We start from the raw sequence: 18,047 nt of genomic DNA, 5'->3' as shown, positions 1-18,047 counted from the left end.
CCTCGGCAACGTGAGTGAAGATGACCATGCGTTTGAGACTGTCCATAAGGCGCCGCCAATTGGTTACAGAACTGATAACAAAGATGTATCAATATTGAGTATTGTTATCACAGGAAGACATTTCTACAATTTCCCGCGTTCTGGTGCAAGTGCATTACGACGCTTTCACCCCTGATCATGCGTCTGAGCGGGAGACTCCAACATGACAAAAGCAAGCAAAGCGATGCGGTTTTTCTTTTTCAATGCGGCCACCATCGTTCTGATCGGTATCTGGTTGACCGGTTTCGACAAGGTGCACTGGTTTCTGTACGCCGTCCCCACATTCTTTTTGTTCGCCGCGGCTGTGGGGATTTGCCCAGGCCTGATTATGGCGCAAAAGATTTTTGGCAAGCCGTGATTGCCATAACCGGGCCACACAGGACAGCTATCCGACTGCCTATGAAGAATCGTTACTCGCGGTTCTCGTATAATGAAAAACGTCCCGCACGGTAGCCAGAGAAGATGCCCTAAGCGGTGTCGGCCTTATCTCCCGCTCCCAGTGCAGCCAGCGCGGCCTCGACCCAGCCAAAGCCGATGCGCTCCTGCTCCAGGCGCAGATTCGGGCTCAGGCGGTTGTCTCTCAGATCGTTGTACAACGCGCATTCCTCCACATTCAGACGGGGCAAGTCACGTAGCGTCTGTTTATCTTCCACGCCCCACTGGGCCTCGAAGGCCAGCAGGGTGGCACGGTCCATCAGCAAGGAACGCGCCTGTGGAAGGCTGGTGCGCAGTTGATCGAGGATGGCAAAACCGTGGGTATCGATATCACCCCAGTAAAATACCTGACAACGCTTCAGCCAGGCGGCTTGCCCCAGGGCTTCGAATCCATAACCGGCACCGAAGATCAGCAGGCTGTCCGGCACCTGCGGAAAAGCCAGAAAATTGATCTCGTTTTCGGTGATGAAAACGCGGGAGACCCTTGGCGCCAGGTGGGCGAAGCTTGCAGCGTCCAGAGCAATATCCGCATCCCCGCCCCCTGGCAACAGCGCATGTGCGGGATCGAGCGCACGCAGGCGGATATGCCGGGGCTTTTCACGAAATCCGTAACGCCTGGCAAAACCCGACACGCCGCGAGCCCTGGTATCAACAGCCCCGGGCGGCAAGACCCTGTCCAGCCACTGGATCAGAACACCCCGGTGTGCCTCGATGAATTTGCTGTCCACGCCTGCGATATCCACCTGGCGCAGATAAATACCCGGGCGCGGATGCTGCCTGACCCAGTCGACGACATCCAGCAAACGGTCCCAGACCTCCGCCAGCTCCAGCACCTTGAGGGGTTTGCGGATGATCCATTCGAGCAACAGAGGCTGACGTTCCCGGGTGCGCTCGACCACGGCGGCAAAGCGCCTGGCCTCGCGGCGCTTGCCCAGCACGTCCAGTGCGTCGTCGAGTGTATCCACCCAAACCACCCCGGGCACCTCGTTTGCGCCCAGTACCCGGTGGCGCAACGCACGCATCTCGATCCGGTAGTACGGCAGTGCACTCAATTCAGCGATCCAGGCGCGCACCTTGTCGAAATGTTCTGACATTTGCGCCGAGGTCGGTCCTTTGAGCGTTAGTCGCCGGGGAAAGAATGATGTGTCAGAAACGATCCCGGTCAACAGTTCACCACGATCCCAACAGCGTTGCAGTTGCGCACGAAGATCACGGGCGTCCGTCCAGTTCACGGCGCCGCCCTCGCCTTCTCCTCCTGGTATTCTTCAATGGAGAGGTTGCGTAGCCTGGAAACACGTCCGTCCTCGTTATGGACAAAGCCGACGCTGTTAACGAAGGGCTCGATAATGTGAATCTTCTGCAATGGCGTGACGATCAACAACTGCAGATTGAGCTGCGCGAACAGCCGCAGGCCGTAGTGCGCCGACTCATCCGAACCACGCCCGAAGGCCTCGTCGATGACCACGAAGCGAAAGGATCGCGAGCGCACTTCACCCCATTCCAGGCCGAACTGGTAGGCCAGACTGGCGGCCAGAATCGTGTAGGCCAGCTTCTCCTTCTGGCCACCGGATTTTCCGCCCGAATCGGAATAGTGCTCGTGCTCGCTGTCGTCCTCACGCCAACGCTCGCTGGCGGCGAACATAAAGCCGTTGCGCACGTCGGTCACCTTGGCTGTCCAGCGGCGATCCAGATCGGTTTGTCCTTCGCGCCCCCGAAAACGCTCGATAATGCGTCTGACCTGCAGAAATTTGGCCTCCGAATACTGAGCATCCCCGGAGCCGGTCAGCGTGCCCTCGGTACAGGCGCGCAACTCGTTCTGGAAGTCACGGATCTCGACATCCGGACTGGGCAGCGCCTCGAGCCGGATATAACGTCCGGGGTTGTAGTCAATCTGGGCCAGCGACTCATTGATGCGGGTAATACGTTCCCTGATCTGCTCGCGTTCGCGGGCCAGTTGCGACTGGAAGTTGGCCACTTCGCGGATGGTGTTTTCATTGAGCAGTTCCTTGAAGCGCGCTTCGAAACGCGGCAGATCGTCGGCTGCCAGCGCCGCCAGCATGGCGCGGTATTCGAAAGCCGCTTCGATACTGGCATCCACCTCCGCTGTTTCCAGCCGGTAGGCTTCCTTGTATTCCGTCATCCTGCGCACAATCTTCTCACCCAGGGTCTTGATGCGCTTGTCTTCTGCGTCGATGCGCGCCTGCAACCATTCACGCATCTCACGCTCCCGGTTGTCGCATGACTCGACACTCAGATGATGCTCACCCAGCGCATCGCTACGCAGTTCATCCAGCGTGGTGAAGTGTGCGGCGTGGGAAGCGGCGGGTTCATCCAGCAACGCCTGAATCTGTGTCCGCAGGGCTCTGGCATCCTCCTGTTTCTGTTCGGTTCTGGCGCGCTCGTCCTGCTTCTTTTCAAGTTCGGTCTCAGTCACCGCCAGCCCCGTTTCCACTTCGCTCAGCTGAGCGGTCAGTTGTCGAAGCCGATCCGAGGCGCCTTCCAGCCGCCGCTTGTCCTCTTCAAGGCGGGCAATCTCGGTAGCCAGCGAACGCCAGTCCAGTTCCTGGAAGTCACGGTATTCATCGAGCTTGTCCAGCACGCCACGTTGTTGCTTGAGCGCATCCTGTTCGGCCTGCAGCCCGGCAATGCGGGCACCGACTTCGCCCAGGCGCACGCCCAACTGCTGTTGCTCAGCCTCCAGTGCGGCGATCTTTCCGGCGTTGCTCCAGCCCAGCACATAACGGCGGCGGTCATCGATGCGGTGCCGGTCATCTTTTTCGTGGCGACCGCCGGGCGACTTGACCTGGCCCGCACGGGTAATGGCCCGGGTTTCACGCCGGAACTGCTCGCCGGTCGTGCAACAGGCGACATCGAAACGGTGCGCCAGTTCGCGCTCCAGCCAATCGTAAAAGGGCGAATCAGGCTTGATGGCAAGCTTGCGCACCAGCGAGTCCGGGTGCAGTGCCGGCAGTTCGCCAGCAGCCGATGCGCGCACCCGGAAGTAGACCAGGCGACCGCGCAGATGGGTGCGATCCACCCAGTCCGAGACCCGGGAGTAATGGGCATCCGGTACCAGCAATGACAGACCGAAGTTGCGCAACAGCCGCTCGGCGGCGCCCTCCCAGTCCTGCTCGTCCTCGCGCACCTGCACCAGCTCACCGGCAAACGGCATCTCGTCCACGGATAAATCCAGCGCCTGGCACAGCGCGGCACGCATGCGGATCTGTTCGGCGGGGATATTGCTGCGCCTGGCCTTCAGACTGTCAATTTCATCGCTGAGCCGATCGTGCTGTTGTTTGCCCTGGTGCAATTCAACCGTCTGTTCGGTTAACGCGTTCTGCAGCTCCGCCTCTTGTGTAGCGGTTAATTCCAACTGTCGTGCGAACACCTTGTGCTGTGCCTGAAATGCGGCCTCGTCCTCTCCCGGTTGATCACCGACGAGACGCACCAGCTCCGCGTAACGTTCCGCCTTTTTCTTTCTCGCATCGCGCGCTCTGCCCTTGACGCGAATCGCTTCCGCAAGACGTTCCAGCCGATCACCGCCGTTGGCGGCGATGCTTTGTCTGAGTTCAGCCGCCTCCGCGCGTTGTGCGTCACGCTGTTCGGTCAGCGCAAGAACCCGCGTATTCCGCTGCGCCCACTCCTCATCCAGCAAGGCGATCCGCTTGTCCAGCAGTTCGAGCTTGAGTCCGGCAAAATACGGCCGCAAAGCCTCGCGGCAAGCGCGTAACGCCTCGTTGGCACGGGCCAGTTCCCTGTGACGGTCACAATCGGCCACCAGCGGCGTCAATAATGCAATCTGCCGTTTGGCTTTGAGAACCGCTTCATGGGCGCGGTTGAGGTCATCAAAATGCGCAATCAAAGCGGTAATGCGCGGCACCACGTCGAAGGGTTCGAGCATATGGTGGCGTACGAACTCGGTCAGGTTGCCTACGGACTTCATGGACACGGTCTGGTGGAACAGTTCCATCGCCTGGTCGTTGTCGATACCGAAACGCCGCCGGAACCAGGCGCCATAGGGTGGGAAACTGTCGAACACGTCGACACCGCCACCACGCAAACGCTTGCGCAACGCGGCAATTTCGGACCCGAAGTCGGCAAAATCGCTCGCGATGGAAAGATCCCGCTCGGCGCTGACATAGAAACGTGCCGGTTGCCCCTGCGCATCCTTGATCCAGAATACCTGCGCCAGCGTCACCGTCTGGTCATAGCCGGCATTGTGAAACACGCCAAGAATCACGGAATAGCTGTTGTGGTCACGCAGGGCCACGGGTTTTGCGGCGGCACTGCTTTCATTGCGCTCCGTCTTGTAATACCCGCGCACATAGGATTTGAGCGTACGTTCTTTGCTTTCCGCGCCGGCGGCCTTGTTGTATGCCACCCGATGCGCGGGCACCAGCAAGGTCGTGACGGCATCGACCAGGGTCGATTTGCCCGAACCGATATCACCGGTCAGCAGTGCATTTTTACCGTCGGCCTGCAGCGTCCACACACGGCCATCGAAGGTACCCCAGTTATAGACCTCCAGACGCTGCAGGCGAAACCCCACCAGGGTATCGTCAGCCACGAAATCCAGACCGAGCGTTGACGGTGTTTCAGGCATCGCCTTCCCCCTCATCCATCGCTTCGAGTTGCGCTTTATAAGCCGCCAGCCGTGCGTCCAGGTCGGCCAGCCACTGCGCATCGACGAAGGCCTTCAGGATGCGGCGCACCTCGAACGTCGTCGGCTGTCCCGCCACCGGTTTCATCCGACGCAGAAAACCCAGTTCGACAACCTTGTTGATATAGGTATCCACCCGATCCATCAGGCGCGCCTCGTTACTGGCCTCGGGCAGGAATACGCGTATCAGCTCGACGATATCGTCACGCGGCAACACCAGCCTGACCCCCTCCACGTCCTGGCCACTACCGGCGTCGAATTCGGCCAGTTTCTTGCGCAACAGGGCCAGCAACAGGCTGACCGGGAACGACAGCGGCCGGCGGGCCACCAGGCGTGGCAACTTTGTCGCGGTCTCGTCATCCTCGCGATTGCGCGCGCGCAGGAAGGCATAGCCTTCGGCCTCGTCCAGCACCAGTTCCAACCCCAATACCGCTACGTAGTCGCGCACCCGGGCCTGGAGGTCGAGCAAATCGCCCCACAGGCCGGCGTTGTTACGCGCGCCGGGTTCGTCACGATAGATCACACCCTTGAGCAAGGGAATGACCAGTGACGACAGGTCCGGCGTCACAGCCGCCGTCTCGTATTGCTGTTCCTCAGTCATCGAACAAATATCACTCGTGGAAGCCGTACCTGTCTGGTCTGTTCCGCTCCCTCACGATCCTCACCCCCCCACACGATGATATCCTCTACGGCTTCGTCTATCGTACTCTCGAAGCCCCCACACGCCAGCTCCAGATAGGCCACCAGTTCGGCCAGGCCGTGTTGTAACGGCCATCGCTCACACAGTTCACGCAGTGTCACCTGCGGGGCACCTTGCAGGGCACGGCGGATATGCCCCGATAATTCCGCCTTGTCAACGACCACCTGTGAAAACAGCGCGGCGGCATCCATGTCCACCTCACCGGCTTCCAGCACGCGATCGACAATGCGCGACTTCAGGGCCGGCGTGTACAACGGCCGTTCCATCGGCAATACGATGTCCGCGCCGATCGCGGCAATCCCGGTAAACTCGCCACTCGGTGGCGTCGCCCGTACACCCAGCGCCTTACTCTCTATGCCGCGCAGGATATCCATGATGCGACGGTTCTCCAGCCAGGCCTGGTCATCGAGAAAGCGTCTCAGCTGTTGCGAGAGTTGCGCCACCGTCCGCTGGGTATGCTCGCCGGCCTCGAGCCAGTCATAATGCGCCCGCCGGGTGCGGGCATCCGGCTTGAGTTCGGCTACCGCCGGCAGCGCCAACGCCCGTTCCAGCAACTCGCTGAATGCTTCCTGTCGCTCACTGGACATCAGGAAATCCCAGAAAGCGCGAAAGCTGCGTCCCTGGTCGGAACCGGCAATGGCGTCGCGCTCGCCCATAATATCCTCCAGTAACTCGCCCTTGCCTCCTTCCCACAGTGCAATGCGTTCACGCACTCCTCGATCCAGTACCCGAAAATTATGCTCCACTTCGCGAAAGTCGGACAGCAGTTCACGCGAAATCGCCATGAACTGCTGAAAGCGGTCCTTCAGTGCGGCGTCGTCCAGTAGCGGCATATGACCGTCGCGTACAGCGCAAATCTCGGCATCGATCTCGTCACGGCGCTTCAGCAGTTCAATGACGCGCGCCTCCGGGTCGACCTCGCTGCCGGCATTGATTTGCTTCAGTAATTCAAACAGCGTCAACAGCCGCGACTCGGTACCGACAAAGGCGCGTTCGGTCAAGGTGCCCAGCCAGGCAATGGCCTTTTCAGTGGCCGGCGTCAAATCAAAATACGGTTCGTCCGAATCCTGACGGTAGAACTTGCGCAGCCAGCCCTTGTCGTTGCCGGCCCAGTCGTTGAGGTAACCCAGCGCCGCTTTGGGGAAGGCCTCGGCACCCAGACGCTCACGCAACGCGAACAGATCATCTTCCAGTTTCTCCACCAGGTCGGCCTGGGCAATCACCCGCTCATTGGGCTTGATGAAAACCCGATGCAGAAAACTCGCGACCAGTGGCGCATGGGGCGAACTCAGGAGCCGCCACGCCGGATGATTCTGGCGCAGCAAATCGAGCGTGTTGAAATCCAGACTCATGGTCAGTCTGCTGCTCTTACCCGCTTTATGGTAGCAGGGGCCTGCTTTCTTCCTCGCAGATCCACTCGAATTAACCCTCGGGTTGCACGGGAACGCCTGTCATAGAAAAGATCTTCCGCCAGACGATTCCCGAATAATTCAATCATGGAGTATCAAGTTATCGGAATCCGATAACTTGATCAAGACGAAGCAGGACAACTGCCAGACCGGTAACGACTGTTACCGCTTCAAACACTCAACTTTACAACAACCACGCAATTACAACTTCAGCTTCGATGGCACCCTGGCCAGATACAGCTACATACTGAGTGACAAGTATGATCCCGGGCGGGCGTACACCAAAACTATGAGCTATAATCACTCATCATATCTGCAATCAATTGGTTAGGGTACTATCTTGGCTTCTAATGAAGGAAGGGCCTACTTCGCACTAAGTGGCTATCATTTTAATCCCGATGACATCACTCGCCTGCTTGGCATAGAACCCACTGCGGTCGATGCTTCCGGTGCAAACAGTGGATTGGACAAACCGGTGATTAGTTCGTGGGAATTATCTACGGAAACGATTACTGATGATGTGGACGTTTATGATTTAACAAACGAACTTATCAAGCAAATTGAACCGGTCAAGGAAAAGATCCTTGAAGTGATAAAAAGCCATAATTTATCTCCCCGGATTGGCGTGGTCCTGGTTTTGTCAGTCAATAAAAACGAAACAGTACCCGATGTTGGTTTCGGCGCCAGAACGATTCGTTTTCTGGCAGATATTGGCGCTTTTATTAATGTCGATTACCAGCTTTCCGAACGTATTTAAGGAAGCTCTGATTAATTCGAAATCGTCATTCCGGCGCAGGCCGGAATCCGGAAAATTCAACACCCTGGATCCCGGCCTGCGCCGGGATGACGAATCAATCAGACTCTCCCTAAATTAGCATGTGTCTGCCCAGACCTGGTGGCCGCGCGAGCTCGCAGGTACGCGCGGCTGATTGTCTCAGGGCTTTTTGGGGGTTTTGTATGGTACTTCTTTATGGAAAGCTTCCCAGGTGGTTTTATAGCCAACGTAACCTTTTTCATTAGCCTCCATCTGAGTGGTTGTCAGAAAACGTGACTTGCCCTCCGGAACCTTGGGTCTGGTTTTTGGTGCATCGCTCATGGTTTTAACTCCTGAATGGTTGAAGTGGGAGGGATATAAACAGGTATGTCAGCCTCTCCCGGTTAACTGACGTAAATAACAAAGTCCAGCGCTCTACTACTTCCTGATTCAACTGCCAGAGTTAATCGCAAGTACTGGAGCACTTTGCCTTACTAATTTGCTCCTCGCAATGCTTCAAACAAAGTGGTTGAAGGGCATGCGGAAAACATTCGATAATCAATTCAAATTCATCAGCCGCTTCATCGGCAAGAGAAGCATCATTTGTTAACCCAGCCAGCACGCTTCGTGCAGTAGACCTGTTTATCCTGCAGAGTACTGCCAGGTGAATGGGGAGTTGCTGCTCCATACAAACTGTCAATGCCGTCTCATATGATCTTATTGCCTCTTCCAGGCGATCCGGGTTTTCTTCTGATTCAGCCAGATTATGCAGAACTGCACCACAATTATTGTGCGTAGCAGCTAACTCGAAAGCGTTATTATCAGCGTCAAACTCTGCGATTGCATTTTTATAGGCGACGACGGACTTTTGAAAAGTTCGATTACCTTTTAAAAGTCTGCCATAGGTATGGAAAGTAGCACCAAGTTGATGCATGGTTGATGCCCATTCTTCAGGCGTCTCTTTTCGGGACCATACCAATAACGCATCAGTATAAGCATCAACAGACCCTTTCAACAACTTCGAGTTATCCAGTTGCCGGCCCAAAGCCTGCTTTGCGGTTCCCAGGTTATTTTGTGTTGCCGCCCAGTCGATGAGTGACGTTTCCCGGTTAAACTCTTCCAGCGCATTGTTAAAACACTGAATGGCCTTTTCATACAATTCAACATCTCTCAGCTGTTGCCCCTGTGCCGCAAGAACATTTCCAAGACTATTCTGAAACTCGGCCCAGGCTAACGGCTCCTGTTCACGATATTCATCTGTCAGTGTTGCCTCAAGAGCTTCACGCGCACTGTCAAGAACATTGGTACTGAAACGATTCTGTTCATAATTCCCCCGTGTATAAAGAAAATTATCAGCTGTGGTCACCCTGGTATCCGGAGTAGCAACTTCGGCCATCTCTTCACCAAGCAGGTCTATAGATTTTGCTATTGCAAGCTCCAGAGCCTGATTGACCGGGTAAAATATGTAAGTATTTGAGAATTTCATTTTGCCCGGCTGAGAATTTCATTTATGTCCGGGTCGGCGTCAACAGCGCCGCCATGATCGATTTCTTCCTCGGTAGCTTCACGTATACTCAACACTTCCAACGTGAAAATAACGTCTCTACCGCACAGTGGATTATTTCCATCTACGGTTAATGTTTTATCATCGAAACGGGTGACGATAAAATTTCTGGGCTCACCCTTTTCGTTTTCCATGGTGATGGTCAAACCGATCTCTCGATACTCCTCAGGAACATTTTCGATGCGGTCGGTAAATACAAGTGATTCGTCTCTCTCACCGTATAGCAGTTTGGTATCAACGGGCACCTCGATGATATCACCGACTTTTTTACCATCCAGTTGTTTTGTCACCTGTTCAGACAGAACATCATTCACACCGTGAACATAACCCAGAGGAAAATCAACAGTAACAAGTACGTCACCGGTTTTTTCATCGATGACCTTATAATTCAGTTCAACGAATTTTTCGTTTTGTATTGTATCTGACATGACCAGCAAAGCCCGTTATCGATAAAGCCGCCCTAGAACAGCGTAGCACCAAAGATTTTCACCTTGTCCTTTTCATAACCCAGCACCAGTCTGCCCAGCCATTCACCCTCTTTCCTGGTGTGTCGCTGTCTATATAAAACTGTTACATATTCACCACGGCGAATGATGCCAAGATAGTCGTAATTTTCTGACAGGTTCTTTGTCAGTTCACTTCTTGCAAACTGTTTGCCCATCTCGATTTCATTTGCACCCATCAGCATGGCTGCTGCGAAATTTCGGGTAAAAGCACCGTAGTTCTGTTCATTCGAGTATTTAACAAGATCGGCCCACATTGGGTTCGCCAGCGCTAATATCTCTTCATCAGTTTTATCAACAATATTCATCTATTCCACTGTTCATTTAAAACATATATCAGTTTCACAGGACTATCGATCATGGAAAGTCCGGATACTCTGAACTATGGGGGAAAAGGCCAGCAGACGATCTGCTGGCCTTTTTAAAGTAAGTAAAAAATATTCCTGATTTTTACTCAGCGCACCCTACTCGTCACCTACCAGGTGATAAAGGGGGGCTTTTTCCATAGTGTATTCACCCGTTTTGCGATCACGATGAGAAACTGTCAGTACGTGCCAGTTTTTATCATCCAGCTTCATCGCATCGCCACGGTAGTAGTAACCAGGCCAACGCGTTTCCTTACGGAACAAAGTATGCTGTAACACACTTTCAGAAGTACGCACACGGTGATGTAATTCCCATGCACGCAACAGCTCGTGTATGTCTTCTGCCGCAATCTTCTCCATGTCTTCCTCAAGCAGTTTGATCTTCTTGAGACCGATCTGGAGCAGTTTCTCGTTAGTCATATAGTTGACACCAAACCCACCACAATACTCATCCATCAGTTTCTGCAAACGATCCAGACCCTGTCTTGGGTTGATGAAGTTTGGATTAACTGAACCGGCGACCACTTCGTTGCTATAAACTTTATAAGTTTCTAATGGTTTGTAAATCCTGGCTTTAAGGTCTTCAATCTGCTTTTCTGAAACTCGAATACCTTCAGCTTTGCCATCATCAATATATTTACAGGCAGCTTTAGCAGCCAGACGACCTTCCGTGAAAGAGCCTGAAGAGAATGCGTGCGGTGTACCACCCACCGCATCACCCGCACCAAACAGGCCTTCAACTGTGGTCATACGGTTGTAGCCCCAGTAGTACTCCGGAGGAGAAACATCTTCCGGACCTGAGCACCATGCACCACACCCCGTTGCATGTGAACCCATGACGTAGGGCTCAGAGGTGGTTAATTCAGGGTTTTCGTATTTAGGGTCAACGTCTGTTGCCGCCCAAAGTACCGCCTGACCAACGGTCATACCCAGGAAGTTATGCCAGCCGATCTCCTCAAGATGCGGATCCTGGAAGGCTTCCATAGTGACCATGTGGATAGGGCCGCGACCGGCATTAACCTCAGAGATGAACGCATGGTTACGTAAACAGGTCGGTATTGGTTTATGGGATAAATGCTGGCCTTCCGTATCCAGATATTCTTTACCGACCATTTCTGTCAGAGCCGGGAACCACTTGGATTCATACTCTTCACCCAGGCCGTTTTGTGTATACGTCTTCAGGTGCAGGAAGTACGCGCCAACAGGTCCGTAACCATCTTTGAATCGAGCCAGTACGATACGGTTTTCCATCTGTGTCATCTTCGCGCCTGCTTCGATCATCAGACCATACGCAGAACCCGAAGACCATGGGGCGTACCAGACACGACCGGCACCTTCACCGACTGACCGTGGCTTGAAGATGTTGGAAGCACCACCAGCACCACATATAACGGTCCTGGACTTGAATACGTGGTAATTACCCGTACGTACGTTGAAGCCAACAGCACCCGCGACGCGGTTCTCTTTGCCATCATCCATTAGCAGATGGGTTACGCAGATACGATTGAACACTTTATCCGCTGATTTTTTCGCGGCTTCTGCAACAATCGGCTTGTATGATTCACCATGAATCATGATCTGCCATCGCCCTTCACGCATGTAGTGACCCGTCTTGGGATCTTTCATCAACGGCAGGCCCCACTCTTCAAACTGGTGAACAGTGGAGTCAACGTGACGCGCCATATCAAAGGCCAGATCCTCACGAACCATACCCATCAGATCCATACGCGCATAACGGACGTGATCCTCTGGATTATTTTCACCCCAGCGTGTACCCATGTAACAGTTGATAGCATAAAGACCCTGGGCTACTGCACCAGAACGATCGATGTTTGCTTTTTCTGCAATGACAATTTTTTTGTCCTTGCCCCAATATCTTGCTTCAAATGCGGCGCCGGTGCCACCGAGGCCCGCACCTACAACCAGGATGTCGATATCGTCTTCGATAATAGTTTTGTAGCCCATTAGTAGTACACCCCTTCTTTCAATTTCAGGCCATTTGACTCAAGCGTGTGTAAGCCACCCTCATCCAGGCGGATATACTTAGGCTCGTTAAACAACAGCTCACTGTCACGCATTTCGCTACTTGGTGCGGCTTCATTCGCAAGCTGAGGAATGGCTGTGCCCCAGGGCTTGGTCGTGATAGGTGCTAACAGCTCCATGTCTTTTTTTCCGTTGCGGAACTTGATGCGCCACGCAATCGTGCCTTTTTCTTCATCACGGAGCACTCGAACACTGTGTCCAAGTGGCGCAAAGTCAGCATAGCCACGTACGTCAATTGCCTGATGTGGGCAGGCTTTTACACAGGAGTAACATTCCCAGCACATATTAGGTTCAATGTTGTAAGCACGACGAAGCGTTTTATCGATGTGCATAATGTCAGATGGACAGATATCAACGCACTCGCCACAACCATCACAACGAGTCATATATACAAAAGTTGGCATAAGATATTCTCTCTATTCCTGAATAACGGTAATTAGATTGATGTTAGTAGTGGTTTGGTGACTCACGCTTGATACCACGCCCCATGTAAGCTGGTTTCTTGCCCAAATATTCCGGTATATCCGGGAATTTCGCTTGTACTGCAGGATCTGTCAGATCGTAATCAGCGGGTAGATTCTCTCTTGAACCATCGGCCCTGGTTACACGTTTTTGAAAAGCGGCGGCAGGTTTAAAGAACATATGGGCGAACTTCGACCACAGCACGCTGCCAAAAAGCGTTGTGCTTGAAATGATGAACAACACGAAGAAAAGGGTTGACCAACCGGAAATGCCCTGCGACTGAGTGAAGGACCAGATTAATCCGAACGTCGCGGTAGCGAGCAGCGAGACAATAAATAAATCCGCACGTTCCAGGCGATACCAGGGAAGGCCTTCTGCAGACACATCAACTCGAATAAAGAACCAGAACCAGTAACCGCCGACGGCCAGCATTAGCGCACCGATATGCCAGAGTTGTGGCAGGATCGCAGGTGTAGCTGCGTCTGGTGTTGCATAGCCAAAAATCAGAATGGCGGTAGTCACGACGAATATAATGAAGCCATACATGGTCAAAAGGTGGGAAAGTCTGCGTTTTACATTGCAGAACTCACCAGATGTTAACACTTCATTAACCAGCACCTTAGCAGCAATTGCTGCCTTTTCACCCGTGCCAACAGACCGTTTCGCGCTCTTTTTTGCTTTTTTCGCATTCTCGAAAAAGTACTGAGCACTTTTCTTATGGATCATATCAAGTACAGTCCCGCCTATGACCATCAGGACCATCAAAATTATATAGGCCTGCATTACCATGGCTGGTATAGACGCCGAAAGCTCGGAAAAGGGATTGCTCGTGAACATTAAATTATCCTCAGATTTGTTATCTCGAAACTGTTACCCGATTGTTGCGGACCAAGCTACCCACGGTATGCCCACCCCACTCCACGCTCTGACCAGACGCCCGCATGAGGCAGTCCCAATGAAGAGGCATGGACGGTTAAGGATATCACATGCTGGTAATTTCCTGTTGCTGGCGGACATAAAAAATTATAACCCGAAACCGCCAACGTAATACTGGCGCCAAAATACCCAATGCAAATCTAAATTAGCACTGCAAAAAATGGGGTAATACCCTCGCCACCTCTGGCTTGAGGTAGTTTGTATATTTTACTGCTGCAATTTCTCCACCCCAATAACCGCTGTATGCCTGGATATCGATATTTTGCCACCAGTAAGGATTATCTGCGATGAACGCGCCGAGCAGTTGCTTCGGTTTCAGTTTCTCAGACCAGGCTTCTACCCAGCGCTCCAGCAGCTTGCGGGTTCGGACAAGGCGGCGTCCCCGTTTTCCGCCTCTATCACGGATGAAGTCAGCGGCCTTGAGACCCTTGAGTACCCAGGCTACCGTGCCTACCGCGACACCTGCCTGCCCGGCTATCTTACGATAGGGCGCATTGACCGGCTCAGGGTGACAAAAAAGGCATAGATGACCATCAAGCCCTTGTGTTCAAATGTCCGCTTTGCGCCACCCCTCGTCTAATAATGTACAGCCGTATTACATGAATATTTTTGCCACCCCGACACAGAGCAAGTGGACTGCTTGCTTTCTTTTCGCACCGGGCCTGGAAACGAAAAAAGCCCAAGTGATTGACTCACTTGAGCTTTTAATATTGGTAGCGGGGGCAGGATTTGAACCTACGACCTTCGGGTTATGAGCCCGACGAGCTACCAGACTGCTCCACCCCGCATCAGGAGGGCGCATTCTAATGAGTTATTGACCATCCTGCAAGGACTTACGCGGGATTGCGGCACGTTTTTTCTCACGTTCGATCAGGTGCCTCAGTTCGTGGCGATAAACGAAGCCCGGCAGGGCAAAAACCAGGAACAGACAGAAGGTTATGGCATAGAATTCCCAGTCCTGCGTGTGGATTTCACCCATGCTCTTTTGCTCCAGCCCTATGGCCAGTCCGCCCACTACGAAATACAGCAGAAGCCATTCGGCAAGGCGCACCCAGGGCGATTTATCGCCGGAGGGCGTCCAGACGAACAGGATGCGATTGCTGATCCACGGCAGGTTGGCCGCGATCACAGCAAGCACGAGCAACAGGGTGATCGCGAACTGGCTGGTCATAGGTTCTCAGGCGGGTATCAGGGAATAACCTGGCTGCAAAGCGTCATCAGGCTACCCGGAAACAGGCCGAGCAGCAAGATGATCACGCCGTTGGCACTGAGACCGAAGCGCAGATCAAAATCCTGTGCCAGCGGCAGGTTGTCAACCGGATCGTCAAAATACATGATCTTGATGAGGCGAATATAGTAATACGCGCCGATCACCGAGAAAAATACCGCCACACCTGCCAGCCAGATCATGTCGAGGTCGATCACCGCCTGCAGGACAGACAGCTTGGCGTAGAAGCCCACCGTCGGTGGCACACCGGCCATGGAGAACATCAGGATCAGCATCACCAGGGCAAACCAGGGGTTGCGCTGGTTCAATCCCTTGAAGTCATCGACTTCGTCAGCCTCAAAACCGGCACGACTGAGCAGGATGATCATGCCGAAGGCCCCGGCTGCCATCAGCGCATAGGTGATGATGTAAAACATGGCCGCCGAGTAACCTGCCGGGGTACCCGCCAGAATACCCAGCAACAGGAACCCCACATGGGAAATGGTCGAATAGGCCAGCATGCGCTTGAGATTGGTCTGCGCGATGGCGACCACGTTACCGATCGCCAGTGACAACACCGCCAGTACCACCAGCATGCCCTGCCATTCGGCGTGCAGGGAACCAACCGACTCGGCGAGCAGGCGCATGATCATGGCAAACGCAGCAATCTTGGGCGCGCTGCCGATATACAGTGTTACCGGTGTCGGCGCGCCCTGGTACACATCCGGCACCCACATATGGAACGGCACGGCACCCAGCTTGAACGCCAGTCCAACGACAATAAACACCGTCGCAAACACCAGCGGCACTGTACTCTCCTGCCGACCGAGCGTATCCGCGATCAGACCGATATCCAGGCTTCCGGTCAAACCGTACAGAATGGACATACCATAGAGCAACATGCCAGACGCCAGTGCGCCCAGCACGAAATATTTCATGGCGGCTTCGGAACAGGGATAGGAGTCGCGGTTGAACGCTACCATTGCATAGAGCGACAGCGACAACAGTTCCAGACCGAGGTAAATCGTGAGCAGGCTGTGTGCCGACACCATCACCATCATGCCGAGCATGCCGAACAGCCCAAGCACGTAGTACTCACCCTTGAACAGGCCACGCTCGCGCAGGTAGTGACGTGAATACAGGAACGCCAGACCGGTCACCAGGTAGATAAATACCTTGAGCACCGTGCCCATGGGATCGGAAATATAGGTGCCGAAGAACAGTAACTGTTTTTCATCCACGCCGACAGACAGGGTAATCACTGCTGCAAACACCAGCGTCAACTGGGTGAGCCAGTAGCTGATATTGCGCTCGCTGTCGTTCAGAAACAGGTCCAGCACCAGAATAATGCAAGCCATTGACAGCACGAAGATCTCGGGCAGTATCAACACAAATTCACTGGCGGGTATGATCATGCCGGTTCCTATAGCTTCGATATCGCGATATGCGCGACGAGGTTCTCAATACTGACTTCCATGACCTCGACCAGCGGGGCGGGCCATAATCCGAAGAACAGCACCATCACCGCCAGGCTGCCGAGTATCAGCGCCTCGCGGCCATTGATATCTTTCAGGGCCGCCACCTTGTCGTTGGCCACTTCACCAAACATAACCCGTTTCATCATCCACAACGTATAGGCCGCGCCCAGTACCAGGGTGGTCGCCGCCAGGAATGCAATCCAGAAGCTGGCCTTGAAACTGGCCAGGATCACCATGAATTCACCAACGAAGCCGGAGGTGCCCGGTAACCCGGCGTTGGCCATGGAGAACAGCATCATGAACGCCGCAAACACCGGCATGGTATTCGCCACCCCGCCATAATCGGCAATTTCACGGCTGTGCATACGGTCGTACAGTACACCAACACACAGGAACATGGCCGCCGAGATGAAACCGTGCGACACCATCTGCACCATGCCGCCTTCTATCGCCATGATCGACCCCTGGCTGCTGCCGGCGTTATTGTCCATGATGGTGAAAATCAGGAAGAAACCCAGTGTCGCGAAACCCATGTGCGCAATCGATGAATAGGCAATCAGCTTCTTCATGTCCTGCTGCACCAGCGCGACAAAGCCGATATACACCACCGCCACCAGTGACATGAGAATAATCAGCCAGTCGAGGTGATTACTCGCATCCGGCGTAATCGGCAAACTGAACCGCAGGAAGCCGTAACCGCCGATCTTCAGCATGATAGCCGCCAGGATCACCGAACCACCGGTAGGCGCCTCGACGTGCGCATCGGGCAACCAGGTATGTACCGGCCACATCGGCACCTTGACGGCAAACGCCAGCAGGAAGGCGAAGAAAATCAGGATCTGCTCGGTCAGGCCCAGCTTCAGGATATGGAAATCCAGGATTTCAAAACTGCCCGACTGCGTATACATGTAGATCAACGCCACCAGCATGAATACCGAACCCAGGAAGGTGTACAGGAAGAACTTGATGGTCGCGTACACCCGGCGCGGGCCACCCCAGATGCCGATGATCAGGAACATCGGGATCAGCATACCTTCCCAGAACACGTAGAACAGCATGGCGTCGAGCGCGGCGAATACGCCGTTCATCAGCCCTTCCATGATCAGGAACGCGGCCAGGTACTGGGCCGGTTTCTTCTTGATGACCTGCCAGCCCGCCAGCACCACCAGCACCGTAGTAAACGTGGTGAGAATAATCAGTGGCATGGATATACCGTCCACACCGAGGTGATACCAGATATTGAAGGTCTCCACCCAGGAGATGCGTTCCTCGAACTGCATGGCGGCTGTATTTACGTCAAAACCGGTATACAGCAACAGGCTCAACAGGAACGTCAGTAGCGCGAATGAAAGCGCAATCGGTCGCGGGTTCAGGCATTCGCATTCGCTGGCAGCGAGCACCACCAGGCCACCGAGGATCGGCAGCCAGACTACGATACTGAGCAGGGGTAACTCACTCATCCATCTTTCCTTTCACAGGCGGGTTTCCGCCA

At 54.1% G+C, this 18,047-nt stretch carries 17 protein-coding genes and 1 tRNA gene; 2 read left to right on the top strand and 16 right to left on the bottom strand.

Annotation, left to right across the window (positions count from 1 at the left end):
* Positions 1-202 precede the first annotated feature (202 nt).
* On the top strand, positions 203-397 hold the full coding sequence (locus tag ACW81B_RS06760; protein WP_491579453.1) for a hypothetical protein: 195 nt from the start codon (positions 203-205) through the stop codon (positions 395-397).
* 109 nt (positions 398-506) lie between these two features.
* Here the strand turns inward: ACW81B_RS06760 and ACW81B_RS06755 are convergent, their stop codons facing one another.
* Genes ACW81B_RS06755 through ACW81B_RS06740 form a run of 4 tightly spaced genes read right to left on the bottom strand, consistent with a single transcriptional unit; the run spans position 507 to position 7,186 of the window.
* Complete coding sequence (locus ACW81B_RS06755; RefSeq protein WP_491579452.1) at positions 507-1,706, bottom strand: DUF3322 domain-containing protein; 1,200 nt, start codon at positions 1,704-1,706, stop codon at positions 507-509.
* Positions 1,703-5,077 carry an ATP-binding protein gene (locus tag ACW81B_RS06750; RefSeq protein WP_491579451.1) on the bottom strand — a complete coding sequence of 1,125 codons (3,375 nt, stop codon included), beginning with the start codon at positions 5,075-5,077 and terminating at the stop codon, positions 1,703-1,705. The genes ACW81B_RS06755 and ACW81B_RS06750 overlap by 4 nt, the downstream gene beginning before the upstream one ends.
* The gene (locus ACW81B_RS06745; RefSeq protein ID WP_491579450.1) at positions 5,070-5,735 is read right to left on the bottom strand and encodes a DUF4194 domain-containing protein; all 666 of its coding nucleotides are present in this window, start codon (positions 5,733-5,735) and stop codon (positions 5,070-5,072) included. The genes ACW81B_RS06750 and ACW81B_RS06745 overlap by 8 nt, the downstream gene beginning before the upstream one ends.
* The gene (locus tag ACW81B_RS06740) at positions 5,732-7,186 is read right to left on the bottom strand and encodes a DUF3375 domain-containing protein (protein ID WP_491579449.1); all 1,455 of its coding nucleotides are present in this window, start codon (positions 7,184-7,186) and stop codon (positions 5,732-5,734) included. The genes ACW81B_RS06745 and ACW81B_RS06740 overlap by 4 nt, the downstream gene beginning before the upstream one ends.
* Positions 7,187-7,583: 397 nt before the next feature.
* Here ACW81B_RS06740 and ACW81B_RS06735 point away from each other — a divergent pair, with 397 nt between their 5' ends.
* A complete protein-coding gene (locus ACW81B_RS06735; protein WP_491579448.1) occupies positions 7,584-8,000 on the top strand; it encodes a DUF4279 domain-containing protein in 417 nt (138 codons plus the stop codon).
* A 177-nt stretch (positions 8,001-8,177) separates the two neighbouring features.
* On the opposite strand, the gene ACW81B_RS06730 is transcribed toward ACW81B_RS06735, so the two are convergent.
* The 12 genes from ACW81B_RS06730 to ACW81B_RS06675 all read right to left on the bottom strand — a co-directional run bounded on the left by ACW81B_RS06730 (position 8,178) and on the right by ACW81B_RS06675 (position 18,015).
* Entirely contained in the window at positions 8,178-8,339 is a 162-nt protein-coding gene (locus ACW81B_RS06730) for a hypothetical protein (protein WP_491579447.1), read from the bottom strand.
* A gap of 121 nt (positions 8,340-8,460) precedes the next feature.
* The gene (locus tag ACW81B_RS06725) at positions 8,461-9,483 is read right to left on the bottom strand and encodes a hypothetical protein (RefSeq protein WP_491579446.1); all 1,023 of its coding nucleotides are present in this window, start codon (positions 9,481-9,483) and stop codon (positions 8,461-8,463) included.
* A complete protein-coding gene (locus tag ACW81B_RS06720; RefSeq protein WP_491579445.1) occupies positions 9,480-9,989 on the bottom strand; it encodes an FKBP-type peptidyl-prolyl cis-trans isomerase in 510 nt (169 codons plus the stop codon). The genes ACW81B_RS06725 and ACW81B_RS06720 overlap by 4 nt, the downstream gene beginning before the upstream one ends.
* 32 nt (positions 9,990-10,021) lie before the next feature.
* On the bottom strand, positions 10,022-10,372 hold the full coding sequence (locus ACW81B_RS06715) for a hypothetical protein (protein WP_491579444.1): 351 nt from the start codon (positions 10,370-10,372) through the stop codon (positions 10,022-10,024).
* A gap of 156 nt (positions 10,373-10,528) precedes the next feature.
* Positions 10,529-12,394, bottom strand: coding sequence for an adenylyl-sulfate reductase subunit alpha (gene aprA / locus ACW81B_RS06710; RefSeq protein ID WP_491579443.1), 1,866 nt, complete (start codon positions 12,392-12,394; stop codon positions 10,529-10,531).
* The gene (gene aprB, locus ACW81B_RS06705) at positions 12,394-12,876 is read right to left on the bottom strand and encodes an adenylyl-sulfate reductase subunit beta (protein ID WP_491579442.1); all 483 of its coding nucleotides are present in this window, start codon (positions 12,874-12,876) and stop codon (positions 12,394-12,396) included. Before aprB ends, aprA begins: the two co-directional genes overlap by 1 nt.
* Positions 12,877-12,919: 43 nt before the next feature.
* Positions 12,920-13,771 carry an adenylyl-sulfate reductase gene (locus ACW81B_RS06700; protein WP_491579441.1) on the bottom strand — a complete coding sequence of 284 codons (852 nt, stop codon included), beginning with the start codon at positions 13,769-13,771 and terminating at the stop codon, positions 12,920-12,922.
* 244 nt (positions 13,772-14,015) lie between these two features.
* Entirely contained in the window at positions 14,016-14,276 is a 261-nt protein-coding gene (locus tag ACW81B_RS06695) for a type IV toxin-antitoxin system AbiEi family antitoxin (RefSeq protein ID WP_491579454.1), read from the bottom strand.
* A 305-nt stretch (positions 14,277-14,581) separates the two neighbouring features.
* Positions 14,582-14,658: transfer RNA gene (locus ACW81B_RS06690), tRNA-Met, on the bottom strand.
* 23 nt (positions 14,659-14,681) lie between these two features.
* Positions 14,682-15,041, bottom strand: a complete 360-nt coding sequence (locus ACW81B_RS06685; RefSeq protein ID WP_491579440.1) for a DUF2818 family protein — start codon at positions 15,039-15,041, stop codon at positions 14,682-14,684.
* Positions 15,042-15,058: 17 nt separating this feature from the next.
* The gene (nuoN, locus tag ACW81B_RS06680; RefSeq protein ID WP_491579439.1) at positions 15,059-16,492 is read right to left on the bottom strand and encodes an NADH-quinone oxidoreductase subunit NuoN; all 1,434 of its coding nucleotides are present in this window, start codon (positions 16,490-16,492) and stop codon (positions 15,059-15,061) included.
* Between the two features lie 8 nt (positions 16,493-16,500).
* Positions 16,501-18,015: an NADH-quinone oxidoreductase subunit M gene (locus ACW81B_RS06675; protein ID WP_491579438.1), complete on the bottom strand. Its 1,515-nt coding sequence runs from the start codon at positions 18,013-18,015 to the stop codon at positions 16,501-16,503.
* Positions 18,016-18,047 lie beyond the last annotated feature (32 nt).

This window comes from Thiogranum sp. (genome assembly GCF_058323355.1).
Note: the sequence above shows the minus strand (reverse complement) of the source record. Positions and strands in the feature narration are given on the sequence as shown.